Origin of the sequence: Natronorubrum sulfidifaciens JCM 14089 (genome assembly GCF_000337735.1) — an archaeon.
Taxonomy (GTDB): domain Archaea; phylum Halobacteriota; class Halobacteria; order Halobacteriales; family Natrialbaceae; genus Natronorubrum; species Natronorubrum sulfidifaciens.
Genome location: NZ_AOHX01000039.1, coordinates 42868 through 66480, shown reverse-complemented (window position 1 = coordinate 66480; position 23613 = coordinate 42868). Strand labels below are relative to the sequence as shown.

Genomic DNA, 23613 nt, shown 5'->3' with positions numbered 1-23613 from the left:
GAAAAGACGTCTGTGAGCTCGAGCGACGACGGCTACGTCCACGATCCGTCCGCATTCGACGACGATGGAGCGCGAGCGGAATCACCGGACGACGACTGGAGCGATGGCCCAGCCCATCCCGAGACCGCTGACCGAGAGTTCGACTGGCGGGGCTGGGTCGTCGTCGGGATGATCGTCGTCGCCTTCTTTATCGCCCCGGTCGCGATTCACCTGTGGCCACCGGGCGTTGGCTACCGCTTTGCACTGTTGATCTTGCCGCTGATTCCAGCGCTGTTCCTTGCCCTGACGGCTGTCTGGGCGACAACCCGACCCTAAAAACGCAGACTGTTACTGGCTCGTCGGCTCGACCGACTCGAGACGCGTCTCGAGTCGGTCCGCGACGGTCGATCCGTGGACGGCGTCTCGCTCGGGGATCGCCCCATCATCGACATACGAAGTCATCGCATCGTAGAGGTTCCGGGCCTGCGCGCTGGTGAGTACCGTTGTTCGGTCACCAGCCTCGACGGCGTCGATCGACTCGAGGATCCATTCGGGGGCGGATTCGCCCTCGTCGATCGACTCGTCGAGATAGCTCGCGAGCATGTGGTGGGTGACCCATTGCTCGTCTCTAGAGAGCGTGACTTCGTGCGTCTCGGTTTTCTCCGGTTGTGGGGAACTCATTTCGTCACACGGACCGATTCTGTCGGCCCTCACCCAACGCTACGGAGGGCGATGTAATAAGGCTTGTCACTCGTTATCACAGAGCGTGCTTCGGGGCCGTCGACAGTACGACTCGAGGGAGAAGCGATTGGGTCCCGATGAGACGAGGACACCACCCAGTGAGCCTGCCTCGAGACACGCTGCCTTGCGTTCTGTAGACTGGCAGCACACCCCGGACTCGATTCACCACAGCCGGGGGCGGTCGGTCGGGTCGTTACTCGTCGTCGCGGAAGTCACGCCGCATCGCGATTTCGAACCACGGACAGAGTCGAAGCTGGCGATACCACTCCGGGTTGTCGTGGAGGCGCTCGTAGGGCACCCACAGCAGTCCGGCCACCTCGTCTTCGTTGGGGTCGAGACTGCGGTCCGACAGCGTGAGCTTCAAGACGGCACAGACCTCGTGTTCGACGCCTGCGTTCTCGAAATAGCGTTTGTACTCGAAGCGGTCGGTCAACCGCAGGTCGTCGTACTGGTCGGGTGTGATCCCCAGTTCTTCCTCGAGTCGCTGCCGGGTCGCTTCCGTCTGGCTCTGGCCTGCGACTGGGTGGGAGGCGACGGTCCCGTCCCAGTACGTCCCCCAGAGGCGTTTCTCGGGCGCTCGCTGGGCGAGCAAGACGTTCCCGTCGCCGTCGAAGACGAGCGACGTAAACGCCCGGTGGCGAATGCCCTCGCCGGTGTGTGCCTCGAGTCGGTTGACCAACTCGAGTTCGGTGTCGTCTTCGTCGACGGCGATCACGTCCTGTCTTGCATTGTCGTGTGCTATATCCTCTCGGGGCGTGCTCATACTCTTCCAATTACGTCGACTCCTGAAACCAGTATCGGCTCTCCACACGGAACTCGAAAACTGAGCGTCCGTCGTCAGTCGAACGCACCCCAAGACCGATGAACGGACTGTGACTGATTCTGTCAGACCGAGTGTGCTGGCCGTACTGGAACACGACAGCACCTACAGGACGCCGTCGTCCGGATCTGGTTCGTAGCCGTCGCCGACGGCGACCCTGAGTGTCCGCGGATTCGTCTCGAGGTAGAGCGTTTCGGTTTCGAGCATCTCACCGTCGAGACTGTACGTGATCGCGTCCCGAGTGCTCTCGATCACGAGCGACGGGGTTCGCCGACGAACGATATACGAGCTATCCCCGCCGAACAGTCGCTTGAGCGCCGCCTCGCCGAGCAAGTTCACGGCCGGGACGTCTTCGACGATCGTCACCTCGAGCAGGCCGTCCTCGACGTTGGCCTGAGCCGTTCGTGCGCCCGTAAACCGTCGGCAGTTTCCGATGAGGACGAACGTGGCGTTTCCCGTCCAGGCCTGTGTTCGTCTCCCGTTCGGCCCCGCCGCAGTCTCCACCCGAAGCGGAAGTGAATCGAACGATCCCACCGTCTCGAGCGTGTTTTTCACGTACGCGAGTACGCCCAGATCTGCCTTGCTCTCGGCGGTCGTCTTGCGGCTCGCTTCAGCGGTGATGCCGCCGACACAGGAGTTGACGAAGCGTCGATCATTCGCCGCTCCGACGTCGATCGACCGGCGTCGTCCCTCCTCGAGTACCGTAAACGCGTGCTCGATCCCCTGAATGCCGATGTTCGTCGCGAAGTTGTTTCCCGTTCCGGCGGGCACGACGGCGAGCGTCGTCGTCTCGAGTTCGTCGGCGGCAGCGATACCGTTGACCACGCCGTTGACCGTTCCATCGCCGCCGACTGCGGCGATGAGGTCGGCGGTGGGGGCGGCGTCGCGGGCCAGTCGCTTCGCGTCGCCGCTCTCCTCGGTCTTTCGAATGTCGAATCCGTGTTCGCCGCCGAGTTCGACCACGTCGTCGACGTGATTCTGGCTCCCACTTTCGGGATTCAGGATGAGCATGCGATCGGCCGCTCGAGCGCCGGTCGATCCCTCCGGTTGCATACTCCGGGAAACGCCGGCCGAGGATAAAAGGGTCTGTCCGGCGTCTGCGTTCCCGTGTACACCGTCGATCTGCACGCCCACACGCGTTTTTTCCACGGTCATCGGGCGCTCGGCGATCGGTTCGACCCGCTGGGCGTTCGTCTGCTCACCGCGATGGCCGACCAACGCGGTCTCGATGGGGTTGTGACGACCAATCACGATTACTACACGGCGTTCGATCCGTCCCCGAACGTCGAGACGCTGCCCGGAATCGAGATCACGACCGATCGCGGCCACGTCCTCGTCGTCGGGCCCGAGCCGCCAGCGGCGACGAAACCCGGCGCGCTCTCCCCAGCGGAGGCGGTCGCACTGGCACACGACCGCGACTGCGCCGCGATCGTCGCGCATCCGTTTCGAAACAGTACCGTGCGAGAACTCGCCGACGTTCCCTTCGACGCGATCGAGGTCAACGGCAAACATCCCCGTTCACGACCGCTCGTCGAGGAGTTGGCGGCCGAACGTGACCTCCCGCTGATCGGCGGCAGCGACGCCCACTACCCGTTCGAGGTGGGCCGGGCGTACACGGTCGTCGAAGCCGACCGACTCACACCCGAGGCAATCGTCGACGCGATCCGCGACGGGCGGGTGCGCGCACGTGTCTCCCGCTCGTGGCCCGACCGCGCACTGCGCCGGGGCTATCGGGCGATCCACAACCGAAAGCAGGTGATCGACGCACTCGAGCGGCCGACACCGGGAGTGGGGACGCCACCGGGCGAGGAGAAAACCGAAATCGAGACCGAATCGAACGCCGGCTCCGACTAACCCAACTCTTCGTCGAGAATGAGTCGCGTCTTCGTGCTCACGACCTCCTCCTGATCGCGAGCCTGCGTGATGAGATCGTTGACGCCGCGTGTGTCCGCCGCGTCGACGACGAGGACGATATCCTGTTCGCCAGAGACCATCCAGACGAAATCGACCTCTTCCCATTCGGCCATCCGTTCGGAAACGGCTTTGGTGTCGACGTCGACCGCAACACCGATCTCGAGCATCGCCTTGACGTTACCCGTCCGCGTCGAGATCGTAAACCGCTCGATGATGTCGTCGTCCATCATCCGCTCGACACGGTTGCGAACGGTCCCTTCGCTCGTCTCGACCTCGTCGGCGATCTCGGTGTACGGTGTCCGGGCATCTCGCCGGAGGATATCGAGAATCTGTCGGTCCAGCTCGTCCATTGAGATGCGTGACTATGCCGGACACGCACTTACCGATTACGAATTTCGTAACTCAGCTTCGAAGACAACACTTATGGCTGTTGCTCCAATACGTAGATCGTAATGACAGCAGCCTACGTTGCACTGGAGGGAGGCCACGTACTCGAGGGGCGTGGTCGTGCTTCCGGCACAGCTCGTGGCGAACTCGTTTTCACGACGGCATACACCGGCTACGAAGAAAGTCTGACCGACCCATCGTACGAGGAACAGATCCTGACCTTCTCGTACCCGTTGATCGGCAACTACGGCGTCCGTGAAGAACGATTCGAGTCCGACCGCGTTCACCCACGCGCCGTGCTCGCAAAGGAACTCACCGACGACGTCACCGAGTGGCTCGAGAGCGAGGACGTCCCCGCCGTCGACCATCTCGACACCCGTGAGATCGTCACCGACATCCGTGACGGCGGCGCGATGAAATGTGGCATCGCCGTCGGCGACGACGTCACCGAGGAAGACGCACTCGAGCAACTCGAACAGTGCAAGGCCATGAGCGACCACACGGAGATCGGCGCACAGGTCAGCGTCGACGAGACGGTCGTCCACGGCGAGGACAACGACGGCGACACGGTCGCGCTGGTCGACTGTGGCGCGAAAGGCTCGATCGTCGACTCGCTGGTCGAGCGCAACGCAACGGTCCACGTCCTGCCCCACGACGCGACCGAGGCAGACATCGAGGCCGTCGACCCCGACATCCTGTTCATCTCGAACGGCCCCGGCGATCCTGCGAACTACGAGGCGGCGATCGACCTCGTCGACGCGTTCGTCGAAGACACCCCCGTTGCCGGCATCTGTCTCGGCCAGCAGATCGTCGCCGAGGCGCTTGGCGGTACGACCGAGAAGATGACGTTCGGTCACCGCGGCGTCAACCAGCCTGTGATGGATCTCGAGTCCGGCCGCGTCGTCATGACGACGCAGAACCACGGCTACACGGTTGCCGACCCCGGCGACTATCTCGAGGTCACGCAGATCAACGTCAACGACGACACACCCGAAGGCCTCGACGGTGTCGAACACGACATCATCACCCGCCAGTACCACCCCGAAGCCAACCCCGGCCCACAGGACACCCTCGACTTCTTCGACGACGTGCTCGCGATGGCCGATCCGCAGAATCAGCGAGCCGTTCCTGCTGACGACTAACAGCGATCCGCTTCGCGCCGTTCTTTCGTTCCTCATCGACAAGCGGCTTCGCTGACTGTGAGATCACTCACGGTATCGACACCGAACTCGAGAGCGACGCCGTCGACTCAGCGCTGTTCGAGTTCGTCGAACGCGTAATCGGGACGGTTCGTGACGAACACGTCGGGGCCAACCTCGAGCGCATCGCGGACGGTTTCTTTCGTATCAACGAGTTTCCAGATGCCGGCCGTCTGCCCTTGGGCACGGACATCGTCGACGAACTCCGATGCGAGATGCGGCGCGTAATGACAGAACGCGCCGTCGGCTCCGTAGTCGGCGGCGTCGGTTGCCAGCTGCGCCGTCGGTGCCGAGCCGATCAGTCCCGTCGAGACGCCACGTCGCTGTGCTGGATCGAGCGCAGCCGTCTCGAAGGCGATAACCGTGAGTCGTTCGAGCAGTTCGTACTCCGCGACCGTCTCGAGGACGGCGTCGGTGTACCCCACGTCTTTGAGTTCGAGATATAGCGAGACATCGGCGTCGACGAGCATCTCGAGTGCGTCCGGGAGCGTCACGAGCGACTCGCCATCGATCTGTGCGCCCTGAATCTCACTCCACGGCGTGTTCTGAACCCAGCCCTGGGCGGTCGAGTTCCAGTCGAGGACGGGATCATGAAACAAAAGAAGCTCCCCATCACTTGTCTGTCGGACGTCGAGTTCCACCCCGTCGACGCCGACCTCGAGTGCCTGCTGGATCGCCGCAAGCGTGTTGGGTGGGGCAAGCCCCTCCGCACCCCGATGACCGATAATTTCCGGTCGCCTGTCCGGGAGCGCCCCGCTCGTGACCAGCGGGGCAAGCCCCCAGATGGCCACTGTCGACAGTCCGGTCCCCACGCCGGCGAGCAGTTGCCGTCGAGAGACTGCCGAGCGAATGCGCTGTGACATAGATGGTACTGGATGGGCCGGCTATATGAACTTTCTACCCACCCGTCACCTACGGTACCGTGTCTCGATCGTCTGCAGTCGCGTCACCCACGGTAGCAGGCCGCGACCGTCTGCAGTTGCGTCGCAAGTGGCACACACTGCAGCTCCAACACCGGCCGGAGCGGTGTCTGTATCGGTCCACAGACTGGTGACCTGCATAGAAACCGTTTTGCTGTCAACGAACTACAACCGGGTGTGAGTCGACTCGAGTCCACACGGCACTGGCTGTCCGCCCACCCCGTCGGTGCCGTCTTTTTGGCACTCGTCGCTGTTCCAGCGACGATCGCCGTGCTCTCGTTTAAGCAGGTGATCCCGCTTCCGGCGACCGTGTTCTCCGCGCTCGAGGTCGTGTTTCGGCTGTTCGTCTACGCGCCCGTGGCCGCGGTCAGAGCAGTGCTGTTCGAGCCGCTCGGATTAGGCGTCCTGTTCTCGATTCCGGGTCTCAACCAGACTGTCGTGTTTCTCACGCTGCTCGGGTTTTACTACGCGCTCAGCGTTGCGATCGTCCACGGCTCGCGATTCGCCCGCCACCGACTCGCGCTCGAGCGACGACGCCACACCTGATCGAGTCGGCTGTTTCGGAGTTCGAGCAGACAAGCACTCGATTCAGTCGTGTCTAAAGCACCGACGGACATCACTTCGTTCGTCCGTCGAGCTTACACATGCCCTCACTCGGTTCAGTCGTGTCTAAAGCTCCGCTGGCCGGTAAACGCCATCGCGATGTCGTGTTCGTTCGCAGCCTCGATCACGTCGTCGTCGTTGACCGAGCCACCGGGCTGGACGACCGCCTCGATACCCGCCTTCGCGGCCTCCTCGATACCGTCCGGGAAGGGGAAAAAGGCGTCCGAAGCCATGACCGCGCCCTCAGCGTCCTTGCCCTCTGCGTGCTCGTCGGCTTTCATCGCCGCGAGTCGCACCGCGTCGACGCGTGAGACCTGTCCCATCCCGACACCGACCGTCTCAGTGCCTTTCGTGAAGAGAATGCCGTTCGACTTGACGTGTTTGAGTGTCTGCCACGCGAACACCATCGACTCGAGTTCCTCGTCGGTTGGCTCGCGTTCGGTGACGACCTCTAAGTCGTCGACCGAAATCGACTGCAGGTCGCGTTCCTGCACGAGTCGACCGCCGACGAGTGGCTTCTCGGTGAAGCGTTCGGTTCGCTCGCCGAGTTCGCCGACGTCGAGGACGCGCAGGTTATCCTTTTCAAAAAGTACCTCGAGGGCGTCGTCGGTGTAGCCCGGTGCGACGACGACTTCCTTGAACGAGTCGATGATCAGTTCGGCGGTGTCGGCGTCACACTCGCGATTCACTGCGACGATGCCGCCGAAAGCGCTCATCGGGTCGGTCGAAAGGGCCTTCTCGTAGGCGTCGGCCAGCGAGTCGGCGGTCGCACAGCCGGCGGGGTTGGTGTGTTTGATCACCGCGGCGGCGGGCTCGTCGAACTCCTTGATCAGGTTGAGCGCGCCGTCGGCGTCGTTGTAGTTGTTGTATGACAGCGCCTTCGCGCCCTCGTTGAGCTGGTCGGCGTGGACGACGCTGGCCTCGTCGCAGGTGTAGTCGGCGTAGACCGCGGCGTCCTGATGTGGGTTCTCCCCGTAGCGAAGCGTGTCCGCGCGGTCGTCGGAGACGAGTCGACGTGCGGCCAGGCCGTCGTGGTCGTCGCTCTCTGTGCTCGCCACGTCGGCGTCGACCGTAACCGCACCGGCCTCGAGGTCCACGTCGACGGCATCCTCGGCGAACCACTTCACCGCACGCGGGTACGCGCGGAACTCACCCTCGTAGAGGACGCGCTCTTTCAGGCTGTCGGCGTCGTCGCCCTCGTAGACCGGAATCGGCTCCTGTGTAACGATCGGGCCGCCGTCGACCTCGCTGTCGACGACCGCGCCGTCGTCATCGGTCGCGTCAGTGACGACGTGGACCGTACAGCCCGTCACCGAGACGTCCGCCTCGAGTGCGTCGCCCCAAGCGTCCATGCCGGGGAACGACGGCAGCAGCGATGGGTGGACGTTCAGCGTCGTCGGCGTCTCGGAGAGGAACGTCTCCGAGAGGATGCGCATGTAGCCGTCGAGACAGACGAGGTCGAACTCGTAGTCGGCCAGTGCCTCGAGCACGGCTTCCTCGTGTTCGGCGCGGCTCATGTCATCCTCGAGCGGGACGACCTCGGTCGGAATCCCGCGCTCTGTGGCGGCCTCGAGTACCGGTGCGTCCTCGCTGTTGGTGAGGATCACAGCGAGTTCGGCTCCGCCCGGCTGTCTATCGGCGATGTTCAACAGGTTGCGCCCTCGGTTGCCGGCCATCCCGGCGATTCGCGTCATGGTCGGACTCCCGCCTGCAAGCGACAAAGTGGTTGCGGTCTGGATCACTAATCTATCCACGTTTATGTATTACAACGGCACCATTTCCCCACTGTTCACTCGAGATATGCATACTCGTGGTCCCTTCGGGCTCGGCGTTTCGATACGCTTTTGGACCGCGCTGGAAAGACTCGCACAATGACTGAGACTGACGCCCTGTACGCCGTCTCGCCGCTGGATGGTCGCTACGGCAGTCGGACTGCACCACTCTCGCCGTATGCGAGCGAGGCCGCGCTCATGCGAGCCCGCGTTCGCGTCGAAGTCGAGTACCTGATCGCGCTGGCCGACCTCGAGGCGACGCCGCTGGAACTCGGCCTCGAGGCGCGCGAACACCTCCGCGGGCTCTACAAACACTTCGCCGAGGAGGACGCCCAACTGATCAAGAAACTCGAGACTGAGGGCCACGCCGGCTTCGACGCGACGAACCACGACGTCAAAGCCGTCGAGTACTTCGTTCGCCACCGCCTGCCCGAGGACAGCGACGCCTCGGCGTGGATCCACTTCGGACTCACGAGTGAGGACGTCAACAACCTCGCCCACCGGCTGCTCGTCCGGGACGCCGTCGACGAGGTCCTCCTGCCGGCGCTGTACGACGTCCGTGAGACACTCGCCGAGATGGCCCGTGAGTATCGCGACCTCCCGATGCTCGCCCGCACTCACGGCCAGCCCGCGACGCCGACGACGTTCGGCAAGGAGATGGCCGTCTACGCGGCCCGCCTCGGTCGTGCAACGGGTCGGATTCGACGCGCGACCGACGAACTCAGCGGCAAACTCGGCGGGGCCTCCGGAACCTACGCGGCCCACGTCGCCGCCTACCCCGACGTCGACTGGTCGGCGTTCGCCGAGGCGTTCGTGACGGGACTTGGCCTCGAGTTCGAATCCCTCACGACGCAGGTCAACCCGTGTGACGACCTCGCCGCCGTCTTCGACGCCTTCCGTGGCGCAAACGACGTGCTCCTCGACCTCGATCTGGACGTGTGGCTCTACGTCTCCGATCGCTACCTCGGACAGGAGGCCGTCGAGGGCGAAACAGGGTCGTCGACGATGCCTCACAAGGTCAACCCGATCGACTTCGAGAACAGCGAGGGCAACCTCTCGAAGGCCAACTCCGATCTGACCTTCCTCGCGGACTACATCACCACGTCCCGACTCCAGCGTGACCTCTCCGATTCGACGGTCAAACGAAACATCGGTGCCGCGTTCGCCCACTGTCTGATCGGCTACGGCAAAACGTCGGCGGGACTCTCGAAAGTCGTCCCGACCGAGCAGGTCATGCGCGAAGACCTCGAGTCGACCCCCGAAATTATCGGCGAGGCCGTCCAGACGATCCTCCGACGCGAGGGCCAAGAGGACGCCTACGAGCGCGTCAAAGCCGTCACACGCGGCAAAGACGTCTCGATCGAGGACTTCCGTGACATGTTCGACGACCTCGAGGTCGACGAGACCGTCCGCGAGGAACTTCACGCCCTGACGCCGGCGGGCTACACCGGCGTCGCGAGCGACCTCGTCGACGACCTCGAGTAAGACGAACTCCTGTCTCGGTTCGCGTCGTTAGTCGCGATCCGGCGCGGCGTCTTCCGGCACCTGTCCGTCGACGAGCGACTGGTCGGCGTACTCGTCGCGGATATCTTTCTTCGAGAACTTGCCCGTCGCCGTCTTCGGCACGTTCTTGATGAACTCGATTTCGTCCGGCAGCCACCACTTGGGATACTCGTCGGCGAGCATCTCGGTGACTTCGTCGACGAGTGCCTCGCGGTCGGCGTCCTCCGTCGGGACGACAAACGCGACTGGTCGCTCCTGCCAGCGCTCGTGGGGGACACCGACGACGGCTGCCTCCGAGACGTCGTCGTGGGCCATGATCGCGTTCTCGAGGGCGACCGAGGAGATCCACTCGCCGCCGGATTTGATCACGTCCTTCTCGCGGTCGACGATCTCGATGTAGCCGTCTTCGTCGACGGTGACGACGTCACCGGTTTTGAGCCAGCCGTCCTCGAACTCCGCTTCGTTCGCCTCGGGCCGTTTGAAGTACTCCGTCGTCACCCACGGGCCGCGCATCCACAGTTCCCCGAACGCTTCGCCGTCCCAGTCGACTTCCTCGTCGTTTTCGTCGATGACCTTGAACTCGAGGCCGGGGACCATCAGTCCCTGCTTGCTGCGCTTGTTGACCTGCGTCTCGTAGTCTGCGTCCTGCAGGTCGGCTTTGAGATGCGAAACCGAGCCGATCGGTGCCATCTCGGTCATCCCCCAGGCATGGAGCACTTCGACGCCTTGATCGTCGAACCACTCGATCATCGACTTCGGGGCTGCCGACCCGCCGACAATCACGGTCTCGAGCGTCGAGAGGTCGACCTGATTCTCCGAGCAGTACTCCATCAGACCCAACCAGACGGTCGGGACGCCGGCGCTGATCGTCACGCCCTCGTTTTCGATCAGGCCCGCGAGGTCTTCCGGATCGGGAGAGGGACCGGGGAAGACCTGCTTGGCACCGCCTGCCGTCGCCGTAAACGGCATCCCCCAGGCGTTGACGTGGAACATCGGCACGACGGGCATGACAACGTCGTCGTCGGCCATCGGAATCCCCTGTGGCGTCTGGGAGGCCATCGTGTGGCTCCAGAGCATCTGCTGGGTGTACTCGACGCCTTTCGGGTTCCCCGTCGTCCCCGAGGTGTAACACATCCCTGCGGGCTGTTCCTCGGAGATGTCGGGCCAGTCGTAGTCACTCGAGTGGCCGTCGATGAACGACTCGTAGGCAGTCGACTCGAGGTCGTCGGACTCCTCGCTGCCCATGACGACGAACTCGACACCGTCGAACTCGTCGTCGGCGTCAGCGACCGCACCTGCGAGTTTCGGCGCGAGCGACTGGTCGACGAAGATCAGCTGATCGTCCGCGTTGTCGACGATGTACTGAATGTGTGCGTCGGGGAGCAGCGGATTGATCGTATGGAGTTGTGCCCCCATCGAGGGGACGGCGAAGTACGTCTCGAAGTGCCGCGAGTGGTTCCAGCAGAACGTTCCGACGCGGTCGCCGTCCTCGATCCCGTACTCCTCGAGTGCGTTCGCGAGTTGGGCCGTCCGATCGTCGTACTCGCTGTAGGTGTATCGCTGCATGCCGTCGTGGTTTCGGGAGACGATCTCCGTGTCGGAATACAGGTTGGCTGCGCGCCACAAAAACGGTCGAAGCGTTTGGTCTGTTGCAGAAGGCATCTACATCTCGTTTTGAGACACAAAGAGTCCATTACTCTTTTCATAGATAATTTGATATTTTAACCGACAGTAACTTTCTACACGGGCGATTTGAACGCTACAACGGATGTGGTCCTCGTTCGTTCGGTCACTCTCGAGACCGTTCGTGATCCACTTCGAGAAAACTCGAGTACAGTTTAGGTCTGTTCTCCGTATCGTTTCGTCGCCTCGACAGCCGACGAGGAGAGAGAAAGACCACGCAGACCACCCGTAACCTCGAACACCCGGTAGGCCCGCAAAACGGGTGCAATTCCGGTGGTACTGGCGGATGGGTATCCGTATCACACGGGCCGGATTCGCCTCGTTTCGTGAGACTCTTCGACGGTTGCACCAGACGCTACTTCACGGCCTCGCCCCTACGTTCGACCGATGCATCGCCGAGACGTTCTCGCTACTGGAGGGGCTCTCACCACCGCACTCGTCGCCGGCTGTCTGACCGAGCGAATCAGCGGTGACGACACAGCAGAACACGCCGTCCTCGAGCCGCCGGAAAACGAACTCGAGTACGGTGACGACTTCGCGTATCCGACGTACGGAAACGCGTTCCCGTCGTTCGAACTTCCGGACCCGCTCGCGGAGACGGTCGTCGACACCGCGACGATCGAGGACGAATGTTTCGTCTGCACGGCCTTTTATGCGACCTGTCCGGCCGAATGTATTCCGCTGATGAACGCCATGGCATCGGTACAAGCCCGGAGCCTCGAGCGCGGAATCAGCGATTCGGTCCGGTTTCTGGCGATCACGTTCGATCCGGAGCGAGACACGCCCGAGGAACTCAGCGAACACGCCGACATGGTCGGCGTCGACCTCGAGGCGGGCAACTGGCACTATCTCCGGCCGGAAGACGACGAGGAAGCTGATGCAGTCGTCAACGAGGAGTTGGGAATCCGCTTCCAAAAAGAGGGAGAGGGGCCAATGGCGGAGTTCGCCCATATCACGGTGACGTTTCTCGTCAATCCAGACGGCTACGTCGAACGGAGCTACCGGGGCGAGGACCCGGATATCAACCGAATCAGTTCGGATCTGGAGACCGTCGTCGACGCCACGAACTGAACGGGCAGCCAGTCGCGAGAAACCGTGTCGACGCCCGGTTCAGCGTGAACAGACGGCACATCACAGCGACGGTGCCGTTTGAGTTCTTCTTCAGATGGGACGTCCGTCATACGGGCTGGCGTTCGTCATGTCGGTGTGTCCCGACCGTCCTGCGGGCTACCCCTGACAGCCTGTCTCAGACACCGGCCGACTCGGCTGTCGTGGGACGCCGCTGGTGGATGACTCGCGTTCCATCGATCGTAATCTCGAGCGTGCCATCACACTCGAGGACGATCTCGTGGCCGTCGTACGTAAACTCGAGATGGCCGTGGCGCGGCCCGCTGGATCGTGTCGGCTCGAAAAGCGCATCCAGCGCGTCGGGGTTGATCCACTCGTATAACGGTGGCAACTCGGTTGGGGAAACGCCGCGCTCGGACGCGACCGCAGTCACGATCGCCATACTCACGGAGCTATCGAACTCGCCGTCAGTCGAACCGATGAGAGGGTCAGTCACGTCGTATTCCAACGGATGAACGCCTAAAAGGGTAGCGGCGAAATTTGCACGATCGTTCATCAGTGTTCTCTCTCGACTGTCAGACGGTTTACTGGAGTCACGTCCCGCTGATCGCCAGCACGGGTCGGTGGTCGGCGGGACGTCGGGACAGCAATCCGTCTCAGTGGCGACGAGAACTGCGACGATTCCGAGCAGCGATCGAGCCGCCCCACACCAGAACACCAAAGGCGTGGGCGGCGTCTGGTTCGAGTATGCTTGGGGTAACGTCGCTGTTGCTCGGGATGATCGTTATCGTCGTGTTCGGATCGTGGCTATTCAAGCGGTTCCGGGGTCGCAGCCAGTCGGCGGCACAACAGGCGTCATACGAACGCCACAAGGCGGCCCAAAAGCGACAGCCACCGGTCGAGATCGGCGACGTCAGGCAGGTCGCCGTACAGGAGTTCACCGAACACCACTCCGGCCAGCGACAGGCCGTCTGCAAGATCGAGGGCTTCGTGGTCTTCGTCGAAGACCTCCCTGACGGGCTCGACGTCGGTGACGTCCTCGAGATCAAAGTTCTCTCGTTCAACCGCGGTCACACCTCCGCAACGGCGACCGCCCTCGAGCGTGTCTGAGACGGTCTGCAGTCCGTCAGTTCCGGCGTGACCGGGAACTCAGTATCGTAGATTCGGTGTGGACTATTGCGCGCAGGTCCATGCCTGCTCGGCCCACGCCGTTCGCTCGAGCAGGTCGGGGTTGTTCGGTTCGCAGGCCGGTGTCGAATCGGTTACCGCACCGGTTCGCAGGCCGGGAACCATGCCCTCGAGGCCGGAGGCGGCTTGGAGTGCCGGCGCGCGAGCGATCATCGCGGTTCCATCGGTCAGATGGAGGCGTTCGTCGACGGTGTCTGTGGGCGAGTACGACGGTGGGTGTTCACCAATGGACGACAGCATCGTCGCCCCCTGCCAGTAGTTGCCGACGCCGTCGTGACTCCAGATACGAAGTGGGCCACCCGACGAGCGAACGTGGTCGTAGTTGCCGACGAAATCGTTGTGAACGATCCGGTTCGTCGGCAACACCGACCGTTCCTCGACACCGACGATGTTGCCGGCGATGACGTTGTGCTCGATCAGTGAGGCGGCCGTGTTCTGTCGGATACCGACGTCATTGCCCTCGACGATGTTCGAGGCGACGTAGGCGTCGTCGCTATCGGGAATAATCCCGACCTCGGTGTCTCGGATCGTGTTCTCGACGATCGCGATCCGTTCGGGGCCGGTCATGACGTAGATCCCCGTCGTGTCCTGCTCGCGGAACTCGTTGCCAGCGACCACTGCATCAGAAGTGTGCATCAGGTGGACACCGAGTCGGTTTCCGTCGAGCGTGTTGTTTCGGATCACGATCTCCTGTGATTCGTGGGTGTAGATCCCGTCACGACCGTCACGGATCGTCGAGTCTTCGATGACCGCCGCCGAGTAGATCGCGTTGATTCCGGCCCGTCCGTCACTCGAGACCTCGTTCCCCTCAACGGTGACGTTCCGGACGACCGTCTCCGGACTGTCGTGAAGCAACACGCCCGTCGACGGCGTCCGGATGGTGACGTCGGCGACCAGACTGTCGGCCCCCTCGGTGATGGCGATCCCGGCATCGCCGCCAGTGTAGTGGGTCGTCAGTTCGTCGTCCCAGCCGTCGCCTCGCTCCTCGGGTGCATGATCTGGCACGCCGTCTACCCCGGACGTTTCGTCTCCAACGCCGGTGATCTCGAGGCCGGTAACTGCGGTCCGATCGGCCGTCGCCGTCACGACGGTCCCCCAGCCCGGGCCGGCGATCGTCACGTCCCCCTCTCCGGCGAGCGTGAGCGGTTTGTCGAGTTCGATCTGTTCCTCGTAGCGTCCCTCCGGGACGACGACGGTCGTGTTCGCCGGCGCGTCGTCGACGGCGTCCTGAATCGTCTCCGCGTCCTCGCCGACGACGGTCGAAACGGGGCGGTCACGAAGCGACTCGGCCTGTGTGCCCGTGTCGTCGGCTTCGGCCAGTCGATCATCGAGTCGGTCGCGGACGACCTCGGCGTCGTCGATCTCGAAGTCGGACTCGAGCACGTCGTCCCACGTGTGCACCTCGCCGCCGGAGCGGTCTGCAAACGCCGTCGCGTCGTCGCGGTCTGCAAACGCCAGGACCGTCTCGCCGGCCGGTGAGCGCGCGTCACCGCCAGTGACGAACCAGGCTGTCTCCGCGTCGATCCACGGCGGGTTCTCGTCGGCGACCGGATAGCCGTCCTCGCGCAGTTCGACATCGACGGCGCTGTAGTCGGAGACGTACACCGCCAACGGATAGCCAAACCGTTCGGTGTGTGTCGTCTGCTGGTGGTCGTCGACGAACCGTTCGACCCCCTGATAGCCGACGACGTACGAGTATTTCGAATAGAATACCTGCGCGCGCGGAAGCCTGACGTCCTCCTCGAGTGCGTACTGGTCCTCGAGCGAGAGGCCGACCTGAACGGTGTCGTCAAACTCGACCGGATCGGGCGAGGAGGCTCCGGCATCGGCGGCAAAGAGCGCGCCAGACCCGAACAGGACGACGGTGATGGCGACGACCAGCCATCCCGTCCGTGAAATCGCGAGCATACGAACAGTCGGAGGTCGGCTATCGTATGCGGTCTGGTTTACCTCTCGAAGCCGTCGCCAGCGCCCGCTCGCGCTCGCTCGCTATCGACAGTCTCTTTCGCGCTCCCCGGTCATATCGGGTATGACCGACTACTTCGAAGTACACGCACGCGACGGGGCCGCGCGCGTGGGCGAACTCCGCCTCGAGTCGCCCCTGACGACCCCCGCACTCGTCGACGACGTCCTCGAGGATGCGGGCTCGCTCTGGAGCGCCGATCGGGACGTTCCCGAAGGCGACGAGTCGACGCTGACCGTCCTTCCCCACCGGGCGTTCCCCGGCGGCACGGCCCCGGAGGTCCAGGAGTCGTTCGCCGTCGACTACCCCGACGTCGACTACCCGAGCGTCGCCGTCATCTCGAGCGAGCACGCTGACGACCACGACACGGACGCCTACGCCGTCTCCGACGTCCAGTCGATCACGGGCCACGGTGCGGCGCTCGTCGAGGCCGTCGTCAACACCCGCAAGGCGATCCCCGCCGACACCGCACTGCTGTTTTCCGGCGTCGCCACGCCGCGCAACGTCGCCGTACTCGCCTACGCTGGCGTCGACTGCTTCGACGAGACCGCAGCCGTTGTGAAGGGAATGGAAGGCCGCTATCTGACCACCGACGAGGCCTACTTCCTCGAGGACCTCGAGGAACTGCCCTGCTCGTGTCCGGCCTGCCAGCAGCCCCGCGAGGAGTTCACTCGCGAGGACTGTGCCGAACACAACCGAAACGCCCTCGCTGCCGAACTCGCCATTGTCCGCCGGCGCATCCGAGACGGTCGCCTCCGCGATTACGTCGAGGGACAGGCCCGCCACGACCAGTGGCTCACCGCCGCCATGCGCGAACTCGACGCCCAGTGGGGGTATCTCGAGGAACGCACGCCGATCCTCCGGGACGCCCAGATTTCGGCGGCGACCGAGGACACGATCCGTCGCGTGGAGATCCAGCGCTTCGCCGACCGCGTGACGACCCGCTATCGCAACCGGTTTTCGAACCCGCTCGTGTTGGTCCCCTGCTCGGCAACGAAACCCTACAGCGAGTCCCAGAGCCATCGCCAGTTCCACGACGCCGTCCAGTGGCGCGGCCATCTGGTCTCGATGACGAGTCCAATCGGCGTCGTCCCACAGGAACTCGAGACGACCTACCCGGCCCAACAGTACGACACCGTCGTCACGGGCCGCTGGTCCGAAGACGAAAAGGAGTTCGTGAGTACCGTCCTCGAGCGCTATCTTGAACGTAACGAGTACCCGAAGATTATCGCCCACGTCCCCGACGAAGGCTACCGCGATATCGTTTCCCGCGTCGAAAAGGCACTCGACCTCGAGATTACCTACACCGTCCCCGAGGGCGGCCACCCGACCGACGACGAGTCGCTCGCGAATCTCTCGTCGGCGCTGTCGGGCGAGTTGAAGTACGCCAAGCGCGAACGCGAGCACAACACCGTCCGTGCCATCGCGGACTATCTGCTCGGCGACGGCGCGGGCGACGACCTCTTTACCGACATTCAGACGACGAGTCGCTACCCGAAGATTCAGGTTCGCGACCGCGAAGACACCCAGCTCGCGACGATGGTGCCCCAGTACGGGACGCTTTCGTTCACGCTCGAGGGAGCGAAACGGTGGGTTGACAGCGACGCGCCGACCAAACGCGTCGAGATCGACGGCTTCGTTCCCCACGGCAGCGTGCTTGCACCAGGTGTCGTCGATGCCGACGAGGAGATTCGTGTCGGCGACGAGGTCGTCGTCGAGGGGCCGAACGCGTTCGCCGTCGGCCGCGCGGAGATGTTCGGCCGTGAGATGGCCGAAAGCACGCGTGGCATCGCCTGTGAGATTCGCCACGTCGAAGAGAAGTAACAACGAGCGTCTCTCGAGGCCACTCGAACGGGCGACTGCTCGAGTGTGCGAGTGACGGATAACGTTCTGTTTTGTCGAAACGGCTGGTGTAAACGATCCGTAGGCTATCGGTTTTGTATACAGAGCGATGGCAAATGCAATCGATAACTAAACCGCCGATCCGCATCCGGGCACACATATGTCCGAGGCCGAGCCAGCGACGGTTGGTATTCTGACCGAACCGTTTCTCTACAAGTGGCAGGTGCGTGCCATCGAACGCCTGCAAAACGAAACCGATGTCACCGTTTCGCTGGTCGTTCACAACGACGTCGACACGGAGTCCGAAGCCGAATCGTGGAACACGAAACAACGGATCGGGCTCGAGGATGTCGTCCAGTTTGTCGATGTCTTCCGACGGGAGAAAGCGTGGACGTTCGTCCTCGCCGAACGCAGTCTCGGCCGGGTGCTCGGAGACGAACAACGACTCTGGCACCGACACTCGATTGAAACCGTCGACTGTCTCGCCGATGCCGAGTACGTCCCGTGTGTCCCGAAGACCGAAGACGGCTGGACCGAACTTCCCGACGATGTCGTCGACCGGCTCGCCGCCGACTGTGATGTCGTGGTCCGGTTCGGGTTCGGGCTCGTTCGTGGAGCAGTGTTGACCGCCCCCGAGTACGGCGTGTTGAGTTTCCATCCAGCAGACATTCGTCGATATCGCGGCATGGGCCCGCCGGCCATCTTCCACGACGGACAGAACCGCGCGGGCGCGACGTTACAGCGATTGAACGAGTCGATCGATGGCGGTGAGATCGTCGCCTACGACGAGGTCTCACTCGAGGGATGTGACACTCTCTGGGACGTCTTCGATCGGCTCGTCGCGCTTCAGATAACGCTGTTGGTCGAGGGAATCAACAGCCTGCGAGATCCGACGTTCGAGCCACAGACCGTGCCCGATGCGCAACTCGGCGAGTTCTACTATCGACGCCAGCGGCGGACCCCCTCGTTTGCGGGTCGAGTGCTGGCAAAGAACCTCACCGGACGGGCCCGGCGGTGGGTCGGCCGTCGAGACGCGCCGACCGAAACGACCGATCTGTCGTCCGGGCTCTCGGACTGACCACGCGCGTCTCGAGTCCCCCACGCTCGTCGAGACGGCCTCGAGGAGCCGAGTTCAGTCCGTTTCGTGACTGATCTTCCACCGTGAACTACTGTCAACCCGTAGAAATCCGTTATCTACTCTCACGACCATTGTATCAGCGGTGACAGGAGATGAGTTCAGCAACAGCAGATGACAGTGTAGCCGATGAGTACCAGCCCGAGCAAGGCTGGCAGATGCTTGCGATCGCCGGCGGGGTGATCGCGCTGATCGGCGTGTTCGCGATCGTGTTCCCGTTTGCCACCGGGATCTCGATTACCCTCGGGCTCGGGGCGTTGCTCGTTCTCGGGGGGATCGTCCACGGCGCTCACGCATTCACCGTCCGTGGCTGGACGGGGGCGCTCTGGCAGTTGGCGCTGGGGGTTGTGTCGGTCGTCGCCGGCCTCCTCTTGCTCGTCAATCCCGTCGTTGCGCTCGCGAGCCTGACACTCTTGCTCGTTGCATACCTGTTCGTCGACGGCATCGCAGAGCTGTGGCTGTCGTTTCGAATGGCAAACCGACCCGGACGCGCAGCAGTCGCCGCAAGCGGCGTGCTCTCGCTCGTGCTCGCGGGGCTGCTCTGGGCTGGCTTCCCGGCCAGCGCGGCGTGGGCGATCGGTCTGCTCGTCGGCATCAGTCTCCTGGCGACCGGGATCTCGATGGGCGTCGTCGCCGCCTCGAACCGGTCGCTCGAGAAGGAGAGTCCGTCGGCAGTCGAACCGCGCGGGGCCTGATCCCGTACAGCCACTTATTCCGCGGCCGACTCGCCACACTCGCGCTCGGGTGCGTCCCACTCGGTTCGCTCGAGCAACTCGGGATTCGACGGCGCACAGAGCGGGGCCGTGTCGATGATGCTCTGCGTTCGCATCCCGGAGACGGAGCCTTCCAGCGCGGCGAGGGCGTTGGATGCGGGTGCCTGAGCGAGCGTGGGTGTTCCGCCGACGCGGTGGAGCCGTTCGTCGACGGGATCGGTCGGCGAGTACGACCGATCGAGGACCGTCTCGTCTGGCTGTCCGACCGCGCCGTGCCAGTAGTTGCCCGCGCCGTCTTCCGTCCAGATACGAAGGACACCCACTCGAGCGGTCGCGTGGCGGTAGTTGCCGACGAAGTCGTTGCCGACGACCTGATTGGTCGGCAGCAGGTGATTCGCCTGCATCCCGTCGACGTTGCCGGCGATGACGTTGTCCTCGTAGATCGAGTTACCCGCGCCGGCCGCGACCCCAACGTCCGTATCCGTGATGAGGTTCTCCGCGACGGACGATCGCGAGCCCGCCATCAGGAGGCCTCGAGAGGTATGCTGGATCTCGTTGCCGACGATCGCGTTGTGCTCGGGGTTGGTCATGACGTCGATTCCGGTCGAGCCCGCGTTTCTGATCCGATTGTCGGCGATCAACACGTTCGAGGTGTACATCAGGTGGACGCCGATCCGGTTTCGCTCGAGCGTGTTGTTCCGGTAGACGAGGCCGTGTGATCGGTGGGTGTAGATGCCGTCACGGCCGTCGACGAACTGTGAGTTCTCGACGACGCCGTCCGGCGAACGCATCGTCATCACGCCCATGTAGCCGTCGCTCCAGTTGTCGCTGCCGTAGACCGAGACGTTTCGAACGACGGCCTCGGGGCTGTCTCGGAGCAACACCCCGTTGGCCGGCGTCTCGATCGTCACGTTCTCGACCAGCGTCTCGGTTGCGCCGTCGACCTCGATGCCGGCGTCGCCCTGTCCGTAAGCCATCTCGAGGACGTCTTCGCTGCTGTCTGTGGTCGTCTCTCGGTCCGCAGGACGGGTCGCATTTCCGACGCCGGTGATCTGGAGGTCCGTGACGGCGGCCTGATCGGCGCTGACGGAGACGACCGTCCCAGTTCCGTCACCCTGAATCGTCGCGTTCCCCTCACCGGCGAGCGTGAGCGGGCGATCGAGGTCGACGTGTTCCTCGTAGGTTCCCGCGGGGACGACGACCGTCGTGTTCGCCGGAGCCATCTCGACGGCGTCCTGAATCGTCTCCGCGTCCTCGCCGACGACGACGGCTTCGGGTCGGTCGAGCAGTTCCCTCGAGGCCGCGGCCTGTCCGTCGGCGCGGTCGTGACGGTCGTCGACCCGGTCGCGGACGGCTCCGGCGTCGTCGATCTCGAAGTCGGACTCGAGCAGTTGCTCCCAGCTTCGTACCTCGCCGCCGTGGGCTTCGGCGAACGTCTCGGCGTCGTCGCGCTCGGAAAACGGAACCACCGTTTCGCCGGCGGGCGTCGCGGCGTCGCTGCCGACGACGAACGCGGCCGATTCGGCGTCAGTCCAGCCGACCCGTCCGTCGGCAGTCGGATAGCCGTCGTCCGTGAGTTCGATATCCGTCTCGCTGAAATCGGAGACGTGGACGGCGATCGGATACCCAAAGCGCTCCTGATGGCCCGGTTGCTGGCGGTCGTCGACGAAGCGCTCGAGGCCCTGATAGCCGACGACGTACTCGTACTGCGAGTAGAACACCTGCGCTTTCGGGACCTCGATGTCGTCGCCACCGTCGGGGTCGTTCTCGAGGGTGACGCCCATTCTGACCGTATCTTCGAACAGCACCGGATCAGGGGATGTCGACCCGGTATCGACGACGAACAGTCCGGCACCGCCGACCAGCAACACGCCGAGTGCGAGTGAGAGCAAGAGATACCGCGTAGTCCCGGCCATACCCGGTTGTGGGTGCCACCGAACAATAGGAAATCTGGTTCGGTTATCGAAGGATTTGGCGGGGCTCGATACGGCAATCGTACCAGATTCACTAATGCGACGGCGTTCGAACTCGCGGGTATGAAACGGCTCGACCGGTGGACGAAAACGACGGTCGACACGCATCGGCGACAGTTCCTTCGGACGGCCGGCGTCGCGGGCACCGTTGTCGTCGCCGGCTGTATTGGTGACGACGACGCCGACGATGCACCCGATCCGATTGCGATCGAAAGCGACCACGACTGTGCGGTCTGTAGCATGGTGATCGAGAGCCATCCCGGCCCGTCCGGACACGCGTTCTACGACGATGACGACCTTCCCAGTGCGGAAGACGGCGTCGTCCACTACTGCAGCAGCGCCTGTGCCTACGAGTACTACTTCGATCAACTCGAGGCCGGCTACGAACCGATCGTGTTGTACCTGACCGACTACTCGGCGGTCGACTGGGAGCTCACCGACGAACAGGGCATCGAGTTCATCAGCGCCCACCTCGAGGCCGAGGCCAACGCCTCGGCAACGGACCTCGAGTTCGTCGTCGACAGCGACGTCTTCGGCGCGATGGGCGAGTCACTCATTGGCTTCACGTCGGCCGAGGATGCCGATGCGTTCGCCGAGGCCCACGGCGGAGAGCGATTCGACCACGACTCGGTGACGCGGGAACTGATCGACAGCCTCGGGACGTGACCTGACCGACCGATGAGACGATCCCACGGAGTCTCACGGAGTCGCCGACGCCTGCTCGCAGCGTGTGCCACCGGCGTTGGGGGCGTGCTCGCCGGCTGTTCCGACGACGATGGCGGCGACCCGAACGTCGCCGATCCGGACGCTGGCTTCGATTTCACCGTTGAGCACCCAGTCGACGAGCCAAAGGAGTTCAGCGACGATCAAATGTGTGGCGTCTGTTCGATGACCGTGACCGATTACCCCGAGCGAAACTGTCAAGTCGCCCACGAGGACGGCGTCGGCATGATGTGTTGTAGCCCCGGCTGTATGTTCGCCTACTACGCCGAGCCGACGCATTTCGGCGGCTCCGAAGCCGAGATCGTCGGCGTCTGGGTCACCGAGTTCGAGATGCAACGGCTTATCGACGGCTTCGACGCCGTCTACGTCCTCGAGCACAACGAACAACGGGCCGACGATCCGATGCGCATCGATCCGCGACCGTACGGCAATCGGTCAACTGCACTCGAGTACGTCGACGAGTACGACGACCTCTCCGAGGACGACATCGTCTCGCTCTCGGCGGTCGATACGGATGTCGCGAGAATCTATCGGAGCGCTCGGCTTCCGTAGTCGCTCGAGTCGGCGTCCCTACAGCGGCTGGTAGTGCGGAAGCGGGATCGCGGGCAGGAACACGCCGAGCGTCGCGAGGCCGTGTTGGAGCGGGATGTACCCGAGCGCGAGGAAGGCGACCCCGAGAACGCGATGGAGTTTAATTCTGGTCTCGACGCTGAGCGACTGAAACAGGGTGCCATAAATGAACAGCGACGGCACGGTCCCGAGTCCGAGTGCAGCCAGCGCCAGAAAGCCGCCGGTCGCAGAGCCTTGCACGAACGCGTACAGAAATGCCGGGTACAGCAACGGACAGGGCAACAGCCCGTGGGCTGCGCCGAGTCCGGCGATTCTGGTGTCGCCAACCCACGAGTCGACGTGTTCGATCAGCCACCCGTGAACGCGGTTGAGCACGGGCTCGAGGAACGGAATGCTGACCGAGCCGCCGAGTAAGCCGCGGCCGAACAGGTAGTGAACGCCCATCGCAATGATCACTGCCCCGACGAGGATGCCGGCGATCGCGTGGACATCGGTGGCGACTACCGTCACGGTCTGTGGCGTGATGAAGACGACCGAGCCGGCAAGCCCGAATACCGCACCGAGGACGGCGTAGCTCCCCGCTCGCCCGAGGTTAAACAGCGCGTGTTGGCGAACCATCCCGAGTGTCACCTCGTTTCGCCTCGTCGAGGTGTCGTTTTGTGCTCGCATCCGATCCGAGTACGTCGTCACGAGCGGCCCACACATCCCGAGACAGTGAGCACCGCCGAGGAGTCCGATGAGCCCGAAGACGGCCAGTCCCACCGGCTCGATCACCGCCGGGTCAAGCGACGGGTCGTAACACTGCTGGAAGACCACAGGCTCGAGGCTCGCGGTCGAGAACGGACCGTTCATCGGTTAACCGTGAGCTGGTCACCGACTGACGTCATCGTCGGCGAGTCGTCGCGGTCGATACCCGT

At 63.5% G+C, this 23613-nt stretch carries 23 protein-coding genes; 12 read left to right on the top strand and 11 right to left on the bottom strand.

Annotation, left to right across the window (positions count from 1 at the left end):
• The first annotated feature begins 12 nt into the window (after positions 1–12).
• A complete protein-coding gene (locus C495_RS10200; RefSeq protein ID WP_008162584.1) occupies positions 13–315 on the top strand; it encodes a hypothetical protein in 303 nt (100 codons plus the stop codon).
• 12 nt (positions 316–327) lie between these two features.
• On the opposite strand, the gene C495_RS10195 is transcribed toward C495_RS10200, so the two are convergent.
• From C495_RS10195 to C495_RS10185, 3 genes are all read right to left on the bottom strand, one after another.
• Entirely contained in the window at positions 328–660 is a 333-nt protein-coding gene (locus C495_RS10195) for a DUF7853 family protein (protein ID WP_049890270.1), read from the bottom strand.
• A gap of 253 nt (positions 661–913) precedes the next feature.
• A complete protein-coding gene (locus C495_RS10190; protein ID WP_008162581.1) occupies positions 914–1483 on the bottom strand; it encodes an NUDIX hydrolase in 570 nt (189 codons plus the stop codon).
• A 162-nt stretch (positions 1484–1645) separates the two neighbouring features.
• Positions 1646–2593, bottom strand: a complete 948-nt coding sequence (locus C495_RS10185; protein WP_049890306.1) for a diacylglycerol/lipid kinase family protein — start codon at positions 2591–2593, stop codon at positions 1646–1648.
• A 54-nt stretch (positions 2594–2647) separates the two neighbouring features.
• Here C495_RS10185 and C495_RS10180 point away from each other — a divergent pair, with 54 nt between their 5' ends.
• Positions 2648–3394 (top strand): PHP domain-containing protein, encoded by a 747-nt coding sequence (locus C495_RS10180; protein ID WP_049890269.1) that lies wholly within the window; start codon positions 2648–2650, stop codon positions 3392–3394.
• On the opposite strand, the gene C495_RS10175 is transcribed toward C495_RS10180, so the two are convergent.
• Positions 3391–3804 (bottom strand): Lrp/AsnC family transcriptional regulator, encoded by a 414-nt coding sequence (locus C495_RS10175; protein ID WP_008162576.1) that lies wholly within the window; start codon positions 3802–3804, stop codon positions 3391–3393. The two genes, C495_RS10180 and C495_RS10175, sit on opposite strands and share 4 nt — an antisense overlap.
• Positions 3805–3906: 102 nt before the next feature.
• Between C495_RS10175 and carA the strand changes: the two genes are divergently transcribed.
• Positions 3907–4983, top strand: a complete 1077-nt coding sequence (gene carA, locus C495_RS10170) for a glutamine-hydrolyzing carbamoyl-phosphate synthase small subunit (RefSeq protein WP_008162574.1) — start codon at positions 3907–3909, stop codon at positions 4981–4983.
• A gap of 107 nt (positions 4984–5090) precedes the next feature.
• Here the strand turns inward: carA and C495_RS10165 are convergent, their stop codons facing one another.
• Positions 5091–5903 (bottom strand): glycerophosphodiester phosphodiesterase, encoded by an 813-nt coding sequence (locus C495_RS10165; protein ID WP_083902475.1) that lies wholly within the window; start codon positions 5901–5903, stop codon positions 5091–5093.
• A gap of 234 nt (positions 5904–6137) precedes the next feature.
• Here C495_RS10165 and C495_RS10160 point away from each other — a divergent pair, with 234 nt between their 5' ends.
• On the top strand, positions 6138–6506 hold the full coding sequence (locus C495_RS10160) for a hypothetical protein (protein WP_008162570.1): 369 nt from the start codon (positions 6138–6140) through the stop codon (positions 6504–6506).
• Between the two features lie 113 nt (positions 6507–6619).
• On the opposite strand, the gene purH is transcribed toward C495_RS10160, so the two are convergent.
• Positions 6620–8257, bottom strand: a complete 1638-nt coding sequence (gene purH / locus C495_RS10155) for a bifunctional phosphoribosylaminoimidazolecarboxamide formyltransferase/IMP cyclohydrolase (RefSeq protein WP_008162568.1) — start codon at positions 8255–8257, stop codon at positions 6620–6622.
• Between the two features lie 177 nt (positions 8258–8434).
• On the opposite strand from purH, the gene purB reads away from it, so the two are divergent.
• The gene (gene purB / locus C495_RS10150) at positions 8435–9820 is read left to right on the top strand and encodes an adenylosuccinate lyase (RefSeq protein ID WP_008162566.1); all 1386 of its coding nucleotides are present in this window, start codon (positions 8435–8437) and stop codon (positions 9818–9820) included.
• Positions 9821–9847: 27 nt separating this feature from the next.
• Here purB and C495_RS10145 read toward each other — a convergent pair whose 3' ends face one another.
• Complete coding sequence (locus tag C495_RS10145) at positions 9848–11500, bottom strand: long-chain fatty acid--CoA ligase (RefSeq protein WP_008162565.1); 1653 nt, start codon at positions 11498–11500, stop codon at positions 9848–9850.
• Between the two features lie 408 nt (positions 11501–11908).
• Between C495_RS10145 and C495_RS10140 the strand changes: the two genes are divergently transcribed.
• Positions 11909–12592 carry an SCO family protein gene (locus C495_RS10140; protein WP_008162563.1) on the top strand — a complete coding sequence of 228 codons (684 nt, stop codon included), beginning with the start codon at positions 11909–11911 and terminating at the stop codon, positions 12590–12592.
• Between the two features lie 175 nt (positions 12593–12767).
• Here C495_RS10140 and C495_RS10135 read toward each other — a convergent pair whose 3' ends face one another.
• Entirely contained in the window at positions 12768–13145 is a 378-nt protein-coding gene (locus C495_RS10135; protein WP_008162561.1) for a HalOD1 output domain-containing protein, read from the bottom strand.
• 191 nt (positions 13146–13336) lie between these two features.
• Between C495_RS10135 and C495_RS10130 the strand changes: the two genes are divergently transcribed.
• The gene (locus C495_RS10130; protein ID WP_008162560.1) at positions 13337–13699 is read left to right on the top strand and encodes a TRAM domain-containing protein; all 363 of its coding nucleotides are present in this window, start codon (positions 13337–13339) and stop codon (positions 13697–13699) included.
• A 63-nt stretch (positions 13700–13762) separates the two neighbouring features.
• On the opposite strand, the gene C495_RS10125 is transcribed toward C495_RS10130, so the two are convergent.
• Complete coding sequence (locus C495_RS10125; RefSeq protein WP_008162558.1) at positions 13763–15685, bottom strand: NosD domain-containing protein; 1923 nt, start codon at positions 15683–15685, stop codon at positions 13763–13765.
• A gap of 121 nt (positions 15686–15806) precedes the next feature.
• Between C495_RS10125 and arcS the strand changes: the two genes are divergently transcribed.
• From arcS to C495_RS10110, 3 genes are all read left to right on the top strand, one after another.
• Positions 15807–17564: an archaeosine synthase subunit alpha gene (gene arcS, locus C495_RS10120; protein WP_008162556.1), complete on the top strand. Its 1758-nt coding sequence runs from the start codon at positions 15807–15809 to the stop codon at positions 17562–17564.
• Between the two features lie 178 nt (positions 17565–17742).
• A complete protein-coding gene (locus C495_RS10115) occupies positions 17743–18660 on the top strand; it encodes a formyltransferase family protein (protein WP_008162554.1) in 918 nt (305 codons plus the stop codon).
• Positions 18661–18812: 152 nt separating this feature from the next.
• Positions 18813–19412, top strand: a complete 600-nt coding sequence (locus C495_RS10110) for an HdeD family acid-resistance protein (protein WP_049890268.1) — start codon at positions 18813–18815, stop codon at positions 19410–19412.
• A gap of 14 nt (positions 19413–19426) precedes the next feature.
• Here the strand turns inward: C495_RS10110 and C495_RS10105 are convergent, their stop codons facing one another.
• Positions 19427–21346: a NosD domain-containing protein gene (locus tag C495_RS10105; protein ID WP_008162551.1), complete on the bottom strand. Its 1920-nt coding sequence runs from the start codon at positions 21344–21346 to the stop codon at positions 19427–19429.
• A gap of 120 nt (positions 21347–21466) precedes the next feature.
• Between C495_RS10105 and C495_RS10100 the strand changes: the two genes are divergently transcribed.
• Positions 21467–22069 (top strand): nitrous oxide reductase accessory protein NosL, encoded by a 603-nt coding sequence (locus tag C495_RS10100; protein WP_008162548.1) that lies wholly within the window; start codon positions 21467–21469, stop codon positions 22067–22069.
• Positions 22070–22081: 12 nt separating this feature from the next.
• Positions 22082–22678, top strand: a complete 597-nt coding sequence (locus C495_RS10095) for a nitrous oxide reductase accessory protein NosL (RefSeq protein WP_008162547.1) — start codon at positions 22082–22084, stop codon at positions 22676–22678.
• 18 nt (positions 22679–22696) lie between these two features.
• Here the strand turns inward: C495_RS10095 and C495_RS10090 are convergent, their stop codons facing one another.
• A complete protein-coding gene (locus C495_RS10090) occupies positions 22697–23548 on the bottom strand; it encodes a sulfite exporter TauE/SafE family protein (RefSeq protein WP_008162545.1) in 852 nt (283 codons plus the stop codon).
• Positions 23549–23613: the final 65 nt, after the last annotated feature.